We start from the raw sequence: 17,164 nt of genomic DNA, 5'->3' as shown, positions 1-17,164 counted from the left end.
ATGTCATGCTCAATAAGGATCGACCGCATCGCGCAGTCCATCCCCAAGCGCGTTGAACGCGAAGACGGTGACAAGCACGAAGCCGACCGGCGAAAGGATCCAGGGATAAGTGCCGATGACCGAATAGGTCGCGGTGTCTTGCAGCATCAGGCCCCAGGAGATCAGCGGCGGCTTCACCGCGAAGCCGAGAAAACCGAGGAAGGATTCGAGCAGGACCACGCTGGGGATTGCCAACGTGACCGCAACGATCACGTGGCTCATCACGTTTGGAAAAATGTGTTGCATGATGATGCGGCCATCTGTGGCGCCGACCGCCATCGCCGCACGAACGTAGTCAATCCGCGCCAGTGCCAGGGTCTTGCCGCGCACTTCGCGCGACATCTGCGCCCAGCCGAGTGCCGACATGACAACGATCACGAAGGCCAGGAAGACATTCGTCGGCGCCGTCACCGGAACCAGCGAGGTCAGCGCCAGATAAAGCGGCAATTGCGGAAACGCGAGCACCAGTTCGACGAAGCGCTGGACCCAGACGTCGAATGTGCCGCCGAAATAGCCCGACACCATGCCGACCGTCGTGCCGATCACGGTGACGATGAAGACCACGGTCAATGCGATCATCAACGAGATGCGCGAACCATAGATCGCACGAGCCAGCACATCGCGACCGAATTTGTCGGTGCCAAGGAAGTGCACCGGCTGGCCGTCGGTCGAGCCGAAGAAGTGCCGGTTCGCGGGAAGCAGGCCGAGCAGTCTGTACTCCGCTCCCTTGACGAAGAAGCCGAGCAGCCGCGGATGGTCGTAGTCCGGCCCGACGACGGGTTGGAAGGTGACCGGGTCGAGGTCTTCCGAATCCGCCAGGGCATAGACGCGTGGCTGGAAGACGAAGTTGCCGTCCTTGTCATGGAAGCTCATCATCTGCGGCGGGGCGAAGCCGACATCGGTCACCTTGGGATCCATCGGTGCGAAGAAGTCGGCAAACACCGCCAGCAGCACCAGAAACGAGACCAGGATGAGCCCGGCCATGCCGGTCCAGGACCGTTTCAGGCGGCGCCAGACGAGTGCGATGTAACTCTCATTGCCGCGCGGCTTGATCTTGGCCGGCTCCTCGGCAAGTGGCGGCAGCGAGGGCTCGAAAGCAAGCATCTCAGGACCCTGCATATTGGCGCACACGCGGATCGAGCATGACGAGCAGCATGTCGGCGATGATGTTGCCGACGATCAGCGTCGCCGACAGCACCATCATGAATGTCGCCGTGACATAGACGTCGCCGACCGCCATCGAGCCAACGATCGCCGGGCCGACGGTCGGCAGGGCAAAGATGATCGCGGTCTCGATCTCGCCGGTCAGCATATAGGGCAGCACCACGCCCTGATACATGACCAGCGGATGCAGCGCATTGGGCACCGCATGGCGCATCACGACCGCACCGCCGCTAAGGCCCTTGGCGCGAGCGGTTTCGACATATTGCGCATTCAGCGTGTCGAGCAGATTGCCGCGCATCACCCGCATGTTGTAGGCGAGCCCGCCGAAGGTGGCGATGGCGACAACCGGCCAGACATGCCGGACGAGATCGACGAACTTCGCCCAGGACCACGGCGCCCCGCCAAATTGCGGCGAGAAGAAGCTGCCGATCTCGGAGACGTTGAATTGGAAGACCAGCAAATAAACGATGATCAGCGCCATCAGGAAGCGCGGCACCGTCATGCCGAGGAAGGAAATCGCTGACAGCGTACTGTCGATCCAGCTGTACTGCCTGGTCGCCGCCCAGATGCCGAAGGTGATACCGAGGACCGATGCCAGCAGATGGCACACCAGCGCCAGGAGCAGCGTGCGCGGCAGGCGCTCGCCCACCACATCGGCCACCGGCTTATTGTAATAGAGGCTGTAGCCGAAATCGCCGCGGGTGATGATGCCGCCGATCCAGTTGAGATACTGGACGGGCAGCGGCTTATCGAGACCGTGTTCTATCCGATAGGCCTTGGCCTGCGCGTCGGCCTCGGCGAATGAGGCCCCGCCCTGATTGATCAACTGCGAGCGGATGTAGTCGGCATAGTCGCCCGGCGGCGCCTGGATGATGGCGAAGGTGACCAGGCTCAGAATGGCGAGGACCGGGATCGCCGACGCTATGCGCGTGAGCAGGAATCGCAACATCGGTCGGTCCGCTTCCTTGTCTAGCCGGTCGCTCTCTTTGAGCGTACGGAGGTTTGCTTTGTCCGGCCGCGCCGACTGGCGCGGCCGGAGTTCTCAGTCAGGGGAGGTAAACCTAGTTCATCGGGCCCTTGTCTCCGGGCTTGCCGGGAAGCTCTTCGGGGAACAGCTCGTATTTGGCCTGCTTGTCGGCAGCGACAAAGACCCGCTCGCGGACAATCGAATCCTCGGCCCAGTTGAACATGAAGATCGGCGTGCCCTGCGGGATGTTGGAGAAGCGTTTGTTGATGATCAGCGCGCCGGGATATTCCGTCAGGCCGACATTGTAGACGTGCTCGGTCGAGATCTTCTGGAACTCTCTCATCAGGCTGGCGCGCTCGTCATTGTCCGCGGACGAGACAAATTTGTTGACGATGTCGACGAGGTCCTTCTCGAAAGGCATCATATCGACCTCGCCGTTTTCCGGCGCACGATGGTCCCAACTGGTTCGTGGACCGACCGGGGCCAGTTGATCGGTATTCTGGACGACGGAAGTCAGCTCCTGATCGTTGCGCCGTACCAGCCAGTCGAAGCGGCCGGAGTATTGCGAGGCATCGCGCTGGGTGCCGTTGAGTCCGTTGAGCACGATCCGAAGCCCTAGCTTTTCCATCTGGGCGACTACACCTTCGGCAAGGCTCTTGTCGGTAGTGTAGTCGTTGTTGACGAGCATCACGATCTCGACATTCTTGCCGCCGGCGGTACCTGCAGGAAAATTGACGAAGCCGTCGCCGTCCGTGTCTTTCAGGCCTGCCTTGGCGAGTTCCGCCTTGGCGCCTTCGAGATCGAAGGGGTAGTAGACCGTCGACTTCCGGTCGTAGAAGCTCGTGCCCGAGGATAAGCCGCCCGGATAGATGGCAGTGAACGGACCCTTGACCAGCGAGTCGCCGAGCGCCTTGCGGTTCAGCGCCATGGTGACGCCCTTGCGGAAATCCTCGTTGCGGTTCAGCTCGCGTATCGCCTGTCCGCGCTCGTCGGGGTTGCCCCAGCCATTGGCTGAGAAATTCATGCGCAGATTATAGCCGATCAGCCGCGCGCCGAACGCAAGCCGTGCCGGTGCGTCCTTTTGCGCCGCGCGCTTCAGCGAGGCAACGAAGTTCTCCGGCTGCTCCAGATTGGAGAAGTCGCCGGCTCCCGCGACGGCCTGAACGTCGCGGTCGGCCCAGGTCGACAATTTGTAGTGCAGTTCATTGAGATACGGCAGTTGGTTGCCCTTCTCGTCGACCTTCCAATAGTACGGATTGCGACGCATGACGATGATGTCGTCGGGGCGGTATGCCACCGGCACCCAGGCACCCATCACCGGCATGTTCATATATTCCGGCGGGAACGCGTTCTTGAACTGCTCGTAGGTGTTCTTCGAATATTTCGGATGCTGCGGCTTGAGGATATGCGACGGGCCCGGACAGAAGGTGCCGTAAGCCATGGCGTAAAGGTATTGTTTCGGAAAGGCGTCCTTGAACGTCCACTCGACGGTGTAGTCGTCGATTTTCTTCAACGTCGTGCCGACGCCGAAGGTCTCCTGCGTCGCGCCGTTCAGCGGCGACACATTGGGGTCGATCACCTCGTCGTCCCAATAGAACATCACATCGTCGGCGTTGAATGGAACGCCGTCCGACCATTTCGCGCCCTCGACCAGACGCATCGTCAGCGTGTGGCCGTCCTTGGACCAGTCCCAACTCCTGGCGAGGTTCGGCAGCGGCTCCGTGTCCTTGGCCTCGACCTGGAAAAGCGGCGCGGTGCGCGTCAGGCATTCGGAAAGGCCGATGTCGATGCCGCCCCAGCCTTGCGTCTGGCCGGCGCCATAATTCCAGCCTTCCGGCCGGCCGCCGATGACATGGCGCATCGTATCGCCGTAAACGCCGATGCCATCCGGCATGTTGCCGGTCTTGAAGACCAGCGGCTCCTTAGGCAAACGGTCCTTGACCGGCGGCAGCTTGCCCGCCTTGACGTATTTCTCGGTGACCCAATCCGGTTCGTGATATTCCGGCAGTGCCTTGAATTCCAGGATGGAGTCGCGCGCGACGTATTTGATCTTTCCCTCGGCGGGGAATTGCGCGGGCACCGGCGGCACGGTCGGCTCGGATGCATACGCGTTCAGCGCCGAGGCCGAGACGCTAAGCGCCAGCCCGGCGAGAATGCCAATGTTTCGAAAATTCCTCATCGTCTCTCCTCCCTGTTTGTTCAGGAGCGCGTTGACGCGCTCCATTTCTCCTCGAACGAATGTACAGACGGGTGCGGAAAATTCTCCCGAAAGCTCGCCGCGATCCACCCGGTGAAATTCACACGGCCTGCTTGAGAGCCGTTTTTTCCGCACGCAATTCCTCGATCGAACGGACGTCGCGCCTTGCCGCACCGGCCCATTCGCGGGTCTTGATCCTGGATTTCGAAAGCCGTTCCTTCGCGGCCGGCACCGCATCGGCATATTGCGGCAGCCAGCGAGCCTGGGCGACGACCATTTCGTCCACCATTTGCCAAACCTCTTCCGGCGTCGAAACCGCGCCGACCAGCGGGTCGTGCAGGACCGCGAGCTTCAGCAGGTCGATATCGCCGGAGATCGCCGCATGAACCGACATGCGCTGGACGTTGATGGAGGAAATGCAAGTGGCGGCGCAGGCCTCCGGCAGCGTGATGCCGGAGGCCATGTTGATACCGAAGCGGTCGACGAAGCCGGGCGACTCGACGATCGCGTCCTGCGGCAGGTTGGTGATGATGCCGTTGTTCTTGACGTTGAAATGGCCGCGATAAACGCGGTTCGTCTCCAGCGCCTCGAGAATGTGGCTGGCATGCTCGTTGGAGCGCTTGGCGGGGTCTATCGGCCTGGCGGCGGATTCCAGAAATTGCGGGAACTCCGTTTCGAACCAGTTGCGTGTTTCGGTCGAATAACGAAGGTAGCCGCCGGTCTCGCCGTGGATCCAGTCGGACATGTCGATCCAGCGGGTGATTTCGTCCGGCCGCTTGCGATACCAGGGCAGGTATTCGGAAAGATGGCCGTTGCTTTCGGTCGAATAGACGCCGAAGCGCTTCAGGACATCGATGCGCAGCTTTTCCTGCTGCGAATAGACCGGATGCGCCTCGAAGGCGGCAACCAGCTCGTCCTTACCGATCTTGCGGCCGTTGAGACGCAGGTCGATGAACCAGGTCTGGTGATTGATGCCGGAGCAGACGTAGTCGAGCTCGGTGCGCGACTTGGCGCCGAGCACTTCGGCGATCTGGTCGGCGCCATGCTGGACGCCGTGGCAGAGGCCGACGGTATCGACCCTGCCATATTCGATCGCCGCCCAGGTGTTCATAGCCATCGGATTGGCGTAGTTCAGGAATTTCGCCCCAGGCTCGGCGACTTCGAGGATATCCTTGCAGAAATCGAGGATTACCGGAATGTTGCGCTGGCCATAGAGGATGCCGCCGGCGCAGATCGTGTCGCCGACGCACTGGTCGATGCCATACTTCAAGGGAATGCGGATATCGTCCGCATAGGCTTCGAGACCGCCGACGCGAACGCAGCTGATAATGTAGCGGGCGCCCTCGAGGGCAGCACGGCGGTCTGTCGTTGCCGTAACCTTGGTCGGCAGCCTGTTGAATTCGACGACCCTGTCGAGGATCGACTTGATCATCTGGAGGTTGCGCTCGCTGAGATCGGTCAATGCGAATTCGACATCCCTGAATTCAGGAACGCACAAAATGTCGGTGAAGAGCTTCTTGGTGAACCCGACGCTTCCCGCACCGATGATAGCGATCTTGAAACTCATCAGCCTCACCTCGACCTGATCGAATGCTAGGGCAAAGGCGGAGAAAAGAGGCCTGGCCCGCCTGCCACGCTATGCAGGCTGGAATCCGGCACTTCCTCCCATCCGCTCTTTGACCGCGGTTTCTTTTGCTTTTCTCGAGGGATTATGCGCCTTATTCGGCACGCGACCAGAGAAGGATTATGCTTTTAGGGGTAATTTTGTGCTGCGGAACTTGATCGACATCGGGCCGGCGGGCAGGACGGTATCGCTGCCGCGCGGGCGCCAGCGCCTACACACCATGCCGACAAGCACCGGCTATGAAGTGCGCGAGAACGAGGTCTACGACTGGGATGGGCGCAAGCGCGGCCTGACGCCGTTTACCGTGCTCCAGCATACGATCAGCGGCACCGGCCGATTGCGCTACGAGAACCGGAACTACCGCCTGCAAAAGGGCGACACTTTGCTGGTTCTCGTGCCGCACAACCACCGTTACTGGCTGGCCAAGGGCGAACGCTGGGAGTTCTTCTGGATATCGATGAACGGCGAGGAGGCACTGCGCATCCACAAGTCGATCCTTGCCGCCGTCGGTCCGGTGCTGCGGCTGCAGCCCTCGACGATCGATCATCTGGCTGATTGCAGTGTGCGCCTGATCACGGGCGCGGTCTCGCCGGGAGCCGCCTCGGCCGTCGCCTATGAAGCAGCCATGGCGCTCTACGACGATGTCTTCGGCTCGCATGCCGTCACCGACGACAAGAGCGCCATGCAGCCGGTCATCGATCACATCAGGGCCAATCTCGACAGGCCGCTCCGCGTTGCCGATCTCGCTGAGATCAGCGGCCTGAGCCGCGCGCATTTCTCGCGCTGCTTCGCCGAGAGCGAGGGACTTCCGCCCGCCGAATTTGTGCTGCAGCAGCGACTGCAGCGCGCGGCGAAGTTGCTGACGAAGGCCGATTTCCTGCCGGTCAAGGAAGTCGCCATCATGTGCGGCTTTGAGGATGCCAATTACTTTTCGAAGGTCTTCCGCCGCCTCTACGGCATCAACCCGACGCAATTCCGCACCAACGGAATGTATGCCAGCCTGGGAACCGCCCGATAGATTGGCACCGCGCGTGGCGTCGGAAGCGGGAACGCTTTTGCTTCCCCTTGGTTTAGGACAAGAGAGCCTGCTCGCCGCTGCGGCAACCCGCTCTTGGCGGAGATCAGGTCACAGTTGTCAGGGGAGTGATCGATGAACAATCCCGATCCGAATAACCCGAATCCACTGCCGGACAATCCCAATCCGGAGCCGGCCCGGCCGCCTGCCCCGCCGGAGACTCCGCCGGGAGAACCTCCAGGCGTACCCCCGCCCTCGCCGGATCCAATTCCGACGCCGGACCAGGAGCCGATCGGAGTTCCTCCCGGCACGCCTTCCGAAATTCCTTCGGAACCGACCTTTCCCGGGCCGACCGCCTGAAGGGCGGTCGGGTGGAGGATGGCAAGGGTGATTTCGGCGAAGCGCTCGAAACGGGTCTTGCCATGGAACGTTTTGCGCTGGCGCTCATTCACCCTTCCATCATGGAAACCCGCGGCGGGCCCTGCAACCAACGGAGGTTAAAATGAAAGTTAGCAACTGCATGACAAAGGACGTCGAGATCGCCAGTCCGCAGCAAACCCTGCGCGATGCGGCAGAAATGATGGGTCGCCTCGACGCCGGCGCAATGCCGGTGGGCGAGAACGATCGGCTTGTCGGCATGGTAACCGATCGCGACATCGCAATCCGCGGCGTCGCCCAAGGCAAGACACCTGACGCCAAGGTACGGGAAGTGATGAGCACCGAGGTCAGGTATTGCTTCGAAGACGAAGACGCGGAGGATGTTCTGCGTAACATGGCTGACCTGAAAGTGCGCCGCTTGCCGGTGCTGAACCGCGACAAGCGCCTGGTCGGCATCGTTTCGCTGAGCGACCTCGCCATCAACAGCGAGACGGCGACAGCAGGTGAAGCGCTGAGCGGCATCTCGCAACCCGGCGGCGAGCATTCGCAAACGATACACTGACGGCGCACCACCGGCCGGCCTTTGCTACGACCGAACCGCCGGCTGGATAGACGCCGGCCTGCCGGCGAAACTGTTCAGAGCGAACTGGACTGCAACCCGACGAGGAGCAAGCCATGATTACGATGAAGGCCGTCCGAATCCACGATTTTGGTGGACCGGAGGTTCTTTCGCTGGACGCGGTTCCGTTGCCTCAGCCGCATGACGACGAGGTCACGCTCAAGGTCTACGCGGCAAGCGTCAATCCCGTCGACTACAAGGTTCGCGAGGGCTCTTCGGGCGCGGATCTGCCCGTCACGCTCGGCCGCGACGTATCCGGCGTGGTGGAACTGTGCGGCACGCGGGCCCATACGCTGAAGAAGGGCGATCCGCTATATGCCATGCTCGGCAACGACCGCGGCGGCAACGCCGAATATGTCGTCGTCAAGGCAACGGAGGCGGCGGCGAAGCCGCAACGCTTAAGCCACGCCGAAGCCGCCGCCGTGCCACTTGCGGGCCTTACCGCGTGGCAAGGCCTTTTCGATCACGGCGGCCTCAAATCCGGGCAGCGGGTCCTTATCCATGGCGGCGCCGGCGGCGTCGGTCATCTGGCGGTGCAATTCGCAAAGGCCGCGGGCGCGTTTGTCGCGACGACCGTGTCCGCGCAGGATTTCGATTTCGTCCGCGCGCTTGGCGCCGACCAGGCGGTCGATTACAAGAACCAGCGCTTCGAGGAGCTTGTCGAGGACGTCGACCTCGTCTTCGACCTGGTAGCGGGTGAAACACAGGACCGCTCGTGGGACGTGCTCAAGCCCGGCGGGACGCTCGTCTCAACGCTTTCCGAGCCGTCGGCGGAGAAGGCCCGCCTGCATCGGGCTCGCGGCGTTTCCTATTTGACCAAGCCGAACGCGGCGCAGCTTGCCGAGATCAGCCGCCTCATCGACGCCGGGAAGGTCAGGCCATTCGTGCAGGCAATCTATCCTCTTGAGGAAGTCGCCAGGGCCGAGGAACAACTCGAGAAGCAGCACACGCGCGGCAAGATTGTGCTTCAGGTAGCTGCCTGAGCACCCGCCGAACAACAGGCCGCAGGCCAGTTTGCGGAGTGCTCGGACACAGGCCGTTTTCTGCTGTCCAGAAGCCCGGCGGCCGAGAGTTTGACACAGGACGGCCCGCCGGGCCTGGCCGGCTTAGGCAGGTGCCGGCTGAAGCAGCATGCGCCGGGTTTGCCGGGATGCGCAAATCAAACAAATCAAGGAGATGCAACGGATCGTGAGGCACGTCGGGACGACACCGTCGCACGGCCGACGTCAGTTAACTGCGAAGCGAAGCACACAGCGTTTACCGACAGGCGAGCCAGGTTCCTACCGGCCGCAAGCCGCAAAAACCGCTTCAAACTATCGGAAACCGGCGATAGGTTCGAACCATGTCTCAATCCGCCAATCCGATCTCCATTGCCCGTCGCGATCAGATGTTTCCAGTGCTGGCTGAGGCGGACCTGGACCGCATGGGCCGTTTCGGCGAAGCCGTGTCCTATGCTGCAGGCGAACAGATCGTCAAAGCTGGCGAGCTGGCGCCCGGTCTGATCGTGGTCCTGTCCGGCAAGGTGGATATCATCCAGGGCGGCAGCTTCGGCCGGCGCGAAACCATCGTCACGCATCGTGCGGGCAATTTCGTCGGCGAGTTGGCGCAGCTTTCAGCCCGGCCCTCACTGGTGGATGTGGAGACGGTCGAGCCGGTCGAGGCGCTCGTCATCCCCTCGCAAAGGCTGCGGGATCTGATGGTGCAGGAAGCAAACCTCGGCGAGCGCATCATGCGGGCGCTGATCCTGCGCCGTGTCGGCCTGCTCGAGAGCGGCACAGCCGGACCGATCATTGTCGGACCGGTCGACAGCGGCGACGTTTTGAGGCTGCAAGGTTTTCTGGCTCGCAGCGGTCAGCCGCATCGCGTTCTCGATTCGGCTGCCGATCCCTGCGCCAGGACCCTGATCGAACGCTTCCATGTCGATATCCACCATTTGCCGATCGTGCTCTGTCCGAACGGCAAGCTGCTGCTCAATCCCGGAGAGAACGAGCTTGCCCGCTGCATCGGCCTGGTGAGGCCGATCGACGCCGGCAAGCTGTACGACGTGGCCATTGTCGGCGCCGGACCGGCCGGCCTCGCGGCGGCCGTCTACGCGGCTTCCGAAGGGTTGTCGACGATCGTGCTCGATTGCCGTGCCTTCGGCGGACAGGCGGGTGCCTCCTCGCGCATCGAGAACTACCTCGGTTTTCCGACCGGCATTTCGGGAATGGCGCTGATGGCGCGCGCTTACAACCAGGCGCAGAAATTCGGCGTCGAGATGGTGATACCGGACGAGGCGAAGCTGCTGGGCAGCGCAAGCGACACGTCCGGTGCCCACTACACGCTCGCCGTCGGCGGCGGGGAGACCGTGCGGGCACGGTCGGTGGTGATCGCCAGCGGAGCGCGCTATCGCCGCCTCGACATGGCAAACCTGGCGCAATTCGAGGGAACCTCCGTGCATTACTGGGCTTCGCCGATCGAAGCGCGGCTTTGCGCCGGGCAAGAGGTAGCCCTTGTCGGCGCCGGCAATTCGGCTGGTCAGGCTGCCGTCTACCTGGCGGCGCATGTGAAGAAGGTATGGCTGCTGGCGCGCGGCAGCAGCCTCGATGCGAGCATGTCGCGCTATCTGGTGGAGCGCGTCAGGGCACAGCCGAACATCGAAGTGCTGGCTGAGACGCAGATTGCGGCACTGGAAGGCGACGACGGCAATCTTGGCAAAGTGCGCTGGCGCAACCGCGACACCGAGACAGCACGTCCGATCCGCCACCTCTTCCTGTTCATCGGCGCCGATCCGAACACCGACTGGCTGGCGCAATGCGGCGTGGCGTTGGACGCGAAGGGCTTCGTTCGCACCGGGCCTGACATTGGCCAGGAACGTGGTGCACTGGAGACGAACCGCGGCGGGGTGTTCGCCATCGGCGACGTGCGCTCCGGCTCGATCAAGCGCGTCGCCGCTGCCGTCGGCGAAGGCGCCCAGGTGGTTGCAGCGCTGCATGCATATCTCGCGCGAAACGGCAGTCTCGCCGTGGCGCCACAACTGGTCAGGAGCGTATGATGGCAGACGAATGCAGGCACGCCGGGGACATTCGCGACGTGACACCGAGCGCGCTCGGCTGCGAGGAATGCCTGAAGAGCGGTTCGCAGTGGGTGCATCTGCGGCTCTGCCGCACATGCGGCCATGTCGGCTGCTGCGACGACTCGCCCAACCGTCATGCCACCAAGCATTTTCGGGCAACCGGCCATCCTGTCATCGAAGGCTACGATCCGCCGGAAGGTTGGGGATGGTGCTACATCGACGAAATCTTCCTCGACCTCGGCGACCGCACCACGCCGCAAAACGGTCCGATACCGCGCTTCATTTGAGCTTTTTGCGAGCGGGCCGCTACAGCAATTCCAGGAAAAGTGTGAACGGTTTTCATCCGGAATTGCGTCAAAACAAAAGATGGAGCTGTTCGGCGTTTCCGTGAAACGATGAACCGTTCTAGTCCAAGGCTGCTTCGGCTTGAGTGGGCGTATCGCGTCCCTCTGGTGGTGCCGATGAACGCTCGCGCATATGCCTGACGGTCTGGAGGACACGATCGGCAAGAGATGCAAGCGCACCCTGTGCCGTGCGCGTCCCGATGACCGATTCCAGCGTAACCGACTGCGTTGAGAATTTGTGTTTGAACGACTCTGCGCCACAGAGGAAATCGACCATGCTCAAGCCGTGATCGATCGACCACTGCACGTAATCCATCAACAGGATCACACCTGGCGACGCCCGGCCGAAATCCGGATCGAACGTCGTCACGAAGGCCATCATCATGTCGTGCTGGACGAAGTTGATCGACACCGCGACCATCACGCCATTGCATTCGAGGACGAAGATATGCAGCACGCCGGCGCGCGCCAACGCATCGACGAGCGCGGCGAGTACCGGCACGCCCTCTTCGAAGAGGTCTGATTCACGCATGCGCTCGGTCAGCCATTTCCGCTTCAAGGCCGCGAGGCGCTCCAGTACCGGTTGCAGCGGCTCGTCGGGCGCAAGCAGGCGAAATCTCACCTCTCCGGTTTCTTCCAGCGCCTTGATGCCGCGCCGATAGTTCTGGCGCGTCTTTTTCGACTGGTCCGCCAACCATGCCGCTCCGCTTTCCCATTGTCCAGCAACGCGATAGCTGACTTCCGTTCGGTGAAAGTGACGAAGCCTGATGCCGCCGGAGGCTCCCGGCGTGAAAATTTTGCGGGCCGCCGCATCCGGCGAGAGACGGCTGATCAAGGCAAGATCGAAGCCACCTGCATCGCAGAGTTGGGTCCATAGCTCCTGCAGCGCCGATAACGAGCATTCCGGAGCAACGAGAATATCCCCATAGTCGGTATAGCTGCCGGCCGCCCATTCGAGAAACCGCAGCCCCCTGCGCCTGCCGATCGCGAGCGGAACGACAGCAACGAGTCTCTCGCCCTTCCAGACCAGGCCGATCCGCAACGCGCGCTGGTCACGGCGTTGTACGGTACTCCACCATGCCGAAATCCAGGCATGGCTTTGAAAGATCAGCCCGTCGGTACGATGCCAAAGCTCCATCCAAGCGGCTTCGACCGCAGCCAGGCGATCCGCCGAACGGACGATTTCCAGGCGCTCCGCGCCTAGGACGTCGATGGAAACAGCGGTGTTCATGAAGGAGAACTGTCCTGTGGCTGCGCGACCACATTGGGCCGTCTGTGAAACAGTCGCATGACATGCCTTGCCATCTTCTTGAGCGGCAGGATGTAGAGCCCAAAGAGCGACTGGTAATCGCGCACATCGCGATCGACCAGGCCAAATTTCAGGTCTTCCTCCGGCTCCGGGACAAATTGCGTTCCGAATAGACGATCCCAGAATGAAAAAAGCAGGCCGAAATTCTTATCGTAGTGACGCGGGTCGATGCTGTGATGCACCTGGTGCCAGTGCGGACACAGGATGATGTTGTTCAACGGGCCGAACGATATCTTGAGATGGGTATGGCGAACAAAGTCCATCATCAGGATGTTGCGGATGACGTAGACGTTGATGCCGAAAATAGCGACCTCTACCGGATCGAGTGCGATCAGGCTCCAGACACCGAAGCAGATGCCCGGGATGACGCCATCCCACATACGGTTCATCAGATCGTCCAGCGGATGAACCCGGTCCTTGGTGATCCCCACCATCACCTCGGCCGAATGATGTACCTTGTGCAATTCCCACAGGAACGGGAAACGGTGCTGGGCGACGTGGTAGAGGTAGTATGAAATATCATAGGCGACCAGCATGGTTGCGGTGAAGATGACGATCGTCACCGGTCCCGCCGGGCCGCCGAGAAGCGGCGCGTGGATGTTAAGGAGCCAGCCAATTGCCTCGCGTGTACCATAGCCAACCGCGACGACGAAGGTGACGCCGGCAGGAATGAGCAGGAAAGGCATCATCGCCCGTTTCGTGATCCAGAACAGGGCGTCGGCTCGCGCCGACGGGTGCAGGATGACTTCCTGTGGGAAGGCGAAGTCGAAAAAGTCCCTGAGGGACTTATGTTCGGCAGTTCGCCAGTAGGCGATCACCGCGCTGCCCAGTGCGGTGAGGAGAAGCAGGCCGAGCGTGGTCAGATTGACGTTCGAAAGCTTTTCCACAATCGCTCTGGCAAATTCGGAAAACATTGATGCAGCGGCTCCTGGTCGTAAGAAGGCAGTCTGGGGTCGTAAGAAGGCGATCTGGCGAATAGCAAAGCACAAAATTCCCGCCAAACTCGCTACGCCGCCTGCAACCAGTGGCTGTTGCGGGGCGCAGCGGGCAAAGCAGGCTGGATGGTGCGAGACTAGCAGATCAACGGTAACGAAACCGCTAAATGTCCAAACGTAATTAATGTCGAATACGGCTGGAACTCGCCCGGCAACTCTACGTTGGCACCGATTTTTGCTGTTGCGGCGGGTGAATTGGGGCAAGATGGATATCGATCCCGGCTTCGCCCACTTCACCGTGCCAGGCGAGGCGTTCGGCTTGCTGCCTGGTGCCAAAACGCAGTGAAACCCAACCGCCTTGGCCCGGCATGTCACCGCCGGCGCCGATATCGAGCGCAGCATCAGGAAAGCGGATGGCCAACAGTACCTCGTCGCCGCGCAATACCGTGACCGTCTCTTCGTGCCGGTCGGCATGGAGGCCGGCGGCCAGTTGGAAGACGATCTCGGACTGGCGCCTGCCGCCGAGCAGTTGGTCGGTGATGAGGATGCCATCGGCCTGGCGCGCCAAAGTGCGCTGATGCACGACGCCGAAGCGGCTTCTATAGCCGTCATGCCGGGCGCTCAGCCTCCAGTGCGGTCCCGGCTCGCTCTCCACCAGCGCTGCGACTGCCTTGTGCGACCAGTTGAAATTTCCAGCGATGGTGCTTTGGCTCTCGCCCTCGATGTTGAGCGTGTTGTGCGCCGGTGTGGAGCGGAACCAGTCGCGCCATGCGCCTCCCGAACCGTAGAGCCAGGTGCCGGGATCGACCAGCACCGGCTCATCGTCGATGCACAGGGTGAGCGACAGCGCGTCGGCATGGCCGTGCGCCGCTATCGAGAGATAGCCGAGCGGTCCATGGTCGAACGTCAGTTCGACATTGCGGCCATTCATTGCTCCGCGCCAGACGGAGAGCCCGCCTTGCGTGAATGTCTGCAAGCCATGCACCGCGGGCGCCGGGCCTGACGGCGCACCAAAGAAAAGCGAACGAAAATCGTCAGGCTCCGGCGCGTTGCCCGGCGTCCCCAGTAAGCCGTGGATGGCGGCCGCGACGGATCGGATATAGTTCGGCTCGTCGCCCAGCTTCAGCACATGGCCCTCATCGTCGTCGCCGAAGCGGGCGGCTTTCTGTGGCAGCCAGCCGACGAAATTGGCGAAGGCGCCCAGACGCGCTTCGACGGCCGAGGGAAACGGCGTTCCCGCCTGGCGTGCCGCGGCGGCGCACAGCAAGATGAGTTCGGCGCTGAAGGCTGCATAGGTCGGCGTTTGCTCGGCACCGGCGCCGTCGGCAAGAATCTGCTTGTGCGTCTCATTTAAGAGGGCGCTGCGGGCAATTTCGGATTCGGCCCCGAGCGCCAGGCAAACCAGATATTCGCCAGCCAACTCTGCGACGAGATGGTTGTTGGCGGAGGAATATCGCGACGGAAACCGCGGCAGCCAATAGGCGCTTGCCGCGAGTATCTCACCAGCTTTCCGCAGCGTCGCCGGGTCAAGCCGGTCACCGATAAGGTCCAGGGTGACGATCAGGCTGATGGCTCGCAGCGCTACTTCGATGCCGGAAGCCCAGCCAATGCCTCGGAACGGCGGATTGGCGGAATGCCAACTGCCGATTGCCGCCTCAATGGCACTCCGGGATCGGTTGTCCTCGCTGAGGAGCAGGTGTGCAGCCAGTACTGGCAATTGCTGCAGCCGGTTGACCTCCCAGACATATTTTATATCGCCAAGGTCGCCGCCATCGCGAAAATCGATATCGAAAGTATGAGCCTCGGCGCCAGGCCAAAGCCTGCCGGTTACCGGATCAAGACGCCAAAGCTCAGCAGGAAACAAAAGATCGGGCTCACGCTTTGGCCATGTCCGCCCGAGTGCCGAAAACCGGCCATGAAGCATCTCTTGCGCGGCCGCCGCTATGGCCTGCCGTTGAGCGTCGGTCGCTGCCAGCGCAGCATGGCGAAATCCGGGCAGCACTGGGTGCAACTGCGGCGATGGATAGCGCTCCCACCCATCATCGCGGCGGCGCGACACGATCCTTCGACGTTGCTCGCCCAGCCGGTGCAACACCTCGGCCGGTCCCATGCTGCGCAATCGGTTGATGTACCAGCCGATTCTCATGCACGCCCCGTCAACGTTTCGGTCCTTGTATACCATGCCGTCGAAAAGCTGCGGGCCGGCAATCTTCTTTCCCGTTCGTTGCGGTTAATATCTCCCGCGAGCATGCGGAGGGAGCGATGCGAAAAGCGGTGTATGTTGTTGCCTGGGTGCTCGCCTTGCTTGTGGCGGCCGCGGCAGAGCCCATCCCTCTCAAGCGCGGCGTTGGCGTGCATCAGTGGCTCAACTGGTCGCCGGTGGAGAAAGACGGAACCTACGTTTGGCCGCCCTATCGCAGCGAAAAGGAGTGGCTTGCGGAAAGCAGGCCGCTCACCGACTGGCCGGCCGGGGAGGTGTTTGCCCACATCCGATCGATGGGCTTCGACTTCGTCCGGCTGAGCGTCGATCCCGGCCCGCTGCTTGCCAGCGGGGACGCCAAGCGGCAGCAGGCGCTGGACATACTTGCCGCCGCCGTTGAGCGGATCACGTCGACCGGCCTCAAGGTGGTTTTCGACCTGCATGGCGTCACTCAGATTCCCGACTACAGCATGGAGATGATCTATGGCGGCGCCGACAGCGAGGGCGTTGCCCGCTATCGTCAAATGGTTGTGGCGGTCGCCGCCATGCTGGTCAAGATAGGGACCGACAAAGTCGCCCTCGAACCTTACAACGAGCCCGCATACTACCCTTGCGATGCGAGCGGCAGCGATCACTGGCAGCGGATCATGGCAGGGACCGTCCACGACATTCGAGCGGTCAGCAGCGAACTTACCATCGTTGCAACCGGCGCCTGCGGCGGCAGCATTGCCGGATTGGTCAACCTCAGCCCCAGCTTTGATGACCCAAACCTCTATTACAGCTTCCATATGTATGAGCCGCACAGCTTCACCCACCAGCGGCCCGATGACACGATCAGCTTTGCTTCGGGACTTCCCTGGCCGGCCGACAGCAGTACACCCGAAGTGGTGACCGAAACCCTTAGAGCGCGGATGGAAGCTGCCGGCTTGAGCAGGGTCGAGCAGGTCATGAACATGGCCACCGCGCGCCAAGCAATCGCGAACTATTTCGAGCAGAACTGGGGCCAGAGCCAACTGGAGGCGAGCTTTCGCCAGGCTGTCGACTGGGCTGAAGGCCATGGCATTCCCAGCCGGCGGCTCTTCATGGGCGAATTCGGCGCTATCCTCATGTCCGCGGACGGCCGCATGGGCGCCTTTGAGGCCGACCGTTCGCGCTATCTCAAGGCAGTGCGCCGAGAGGCCGAACGCTTCGCGATCCCATGGTCTGTCTGGGAGTTCTCCAATCCCTATGGGATGAGCCTCATCCCGCCCGATGGCCCCCCGGTTCCCGACCCGGAGATGCTGCAGGCATTGGGCCTGCCATAGGTGCCGTCACTCCC

At 61.9% G+C, this 17,164-nt stretch carries 12 protein-coding genes and 1 pseudogene; 6 read left to right on the top strand and 7 right to left on the bottom strand.

The window, feature by feature from the left end; translation table 11 throughout:
• Positions 1-9: 9 nt before the first annotated feature.
• The 4 genes from NKI70_RS09880 to NKI70_RS09865 all read right to left on the bottom strand — a co-directional run bounded on the left by NKI70_RS09880 (position 10) and on the right by NKI70_RS09865 (position 5,934).
• A complete protein-coding gene (locus NKI70_RS09880; RefSeq protein ID WP_352724534.1) occupies positions 10-1,143 on the bottom strand; it encodes an ABC transporter permease in 1,134 nt (377 codons plus the stop codon).
• Position 1,144: 1 nt separating this feature from the next.
• Positions 1,145-2,152 carry an ABC transporter permease gene (locus tag NKI70_RS09875; RefSeq protein WP_031211897.1) on the bottom strand — a complete coding sequence of 336 codons (1,008 nt, stop codon included), beginning with the start codon at positions 2,150-2,152 and terminating at the stop codon, positions 1,145-1,147.
• 112 nt (positions 2,153-2,264) lie between these two features.
• Positions 2,265-4,349 carry an ABC transporter substrate-binding protein gene (locus tag NKI70_RS09870; protein WP_352587338.1) on the bottom strand — a complete coding sequence of 695 codons (2,085 nt, stop codon included), beginning with the start codon at positions 4,347-4,349 and terminating at the stop codon, positions 2,265-2,267.
• A 118-nt stretch (positions 4,350-4,467) separates the two neighbouring features.
• A complete protein-coding gene (locus NKI70_RS09865) occupies positions 4,468-5,934 on the bottom strand; it encodes an alpha-glucosidase/alpha-galactosidase (protein WP_352449637.1) in 1,467 nt (488 codons plus the stop codon).
• Between the two features lie 71 nt (positions 5,935-6,005).
• Between NKI70_RS09865 and NKI70_RS09860 the strand changes: the two are divergent.
• The 5 genes and pseudogenes from NKI70_RS09860 (at position 6,006) to NKI70_RS09840 (ending at position 11,345) form a co-directional block, all read left to right on the top strand.
• Positions 6,006-7,009, top strand: a pseudogene (locus NKI70_RS09860) (AraC family ligand binding domain-containing protein).
• 499 nt (positions 7,010-7,508) lie between these two features.
• Positions 7,509-7,946 (top strand): CBS domain-containing protein, encoded by a 438-nt coding sequence (locus tag NKI70_RS09855; RefSeq protein WP_352724532.1) that lies wholly within the window; start codon positions 7,509-7,511, stop codon positions 7,944-7,946.
• Positions 7,947-8,059: 113 nt separating this feature from the next.
• A complete protein-coding gene (locus NKI70_RS09850; protein WP_352449638.1) occupies positions 8,060-8,986 on the top strand; it encodes an NADP-dependent oxidoreductase in 927 nt (308 codons plus the stop codon).
• 359 nt (positions 8,987-9,345) lie between these two features.
• Positions 9,346-11,037 carry an FAD-dependent oxidoreductase gene (locus NKI70_RS09845; RefSeq protein WP_352724531.1) on the top strand — a complete coding sequence of 564 codons (1,692 nt, stop codon included), beginning with the start codon at positions 9,346-9,348 and terminating at the stop codon, positions 11,035-11,037.
• Complete coding sequence (locus NKI70_RS09840; protein WP_036238601.1) at positions 11,034-11,345, top strand: UBP-type zinc finger domain-containing protein; 312 nt, start codon at positions 11,034-11,036, stop codon at positions 11,343-11,345. The genes NKI70_RS09845 and NKI70_RS09840 overlap by 4 nt, the downstream gene beginning before the upstream one ends.
• A gap of 118 nt (positions 11,346-11,463) precedes the next feature.
• Here the strand turns inward: NKI70_RS09840 and NKI70_RS09835 are convergent, their stop codons facing one another.
• From NKI70_RS09835 to NKI70_RS09825, 3 genes are all read right to left on the bottom strand, one after another.
• On the bottom strand, positions 11,464-12,444 hold the full coding sequence (locus tag NKI70_RS09835) for a GNAT family N-acetyltransferase (protein ID WP_352724530.1): 981 nt from the start codon (positions 12,442-12,444) through the stop codon (positions 11,464-11,466).
• Between the two features lie 185 nt (positions 12,445-12,629).
• Positions 12,630-13,625, bottom strand: a complete 996-nt coding sequence (locus tag NKI70_RS09830) for a sterol desaturase family protein (RefSeq protein ID WP_352679376.1) — start codon at positions 13,623-13,625, stop codon at positions 12,630-12,632.
• Between the two features lie 238 nt (positions 13,626-13,863).
• Positions 13,864-15,792, bottom strand: coding sequence for a heparinase II/III family protein (locus tag NKI70_RS09825; protein WP_352699410.1), 1,929 nt, complete (start codon positions 15,790-15,792; stop codon positions 13,864-13,866).
• Positions 15,793-15,908: 116 nt separating this feature from the next.
• On the opposite strand from NKI70_RS09825, the gene NKI70_RS09820 reads away from it, so the two are divergent.
• Entirely contained in the window at positions 15,909-17,150 is a 1,242-nt protein-coding gene (locus NKI70_RS09820) for a glycoside hydrolase family 5 protein (protein ID WP_352699408.1), read from the top strand.
• The last annotated feature ends 14 nt before the right edge of the window (positions 17,151-17,164 follow it).

The organism is Mesorhizobium sp. M0500 (assembly GCF_040321165.1).
GTDB lineage: Bacteria > Pseudomonadota > Alphaproteobacteria > Rhizobiales > Rhizobiaceae > Mesorhizobium.
The sequence above is the reverse complement of the archived record's forward strand: the minus strand, read 5'-3'. Positions and strand labels throughout refer to the sequence as shown.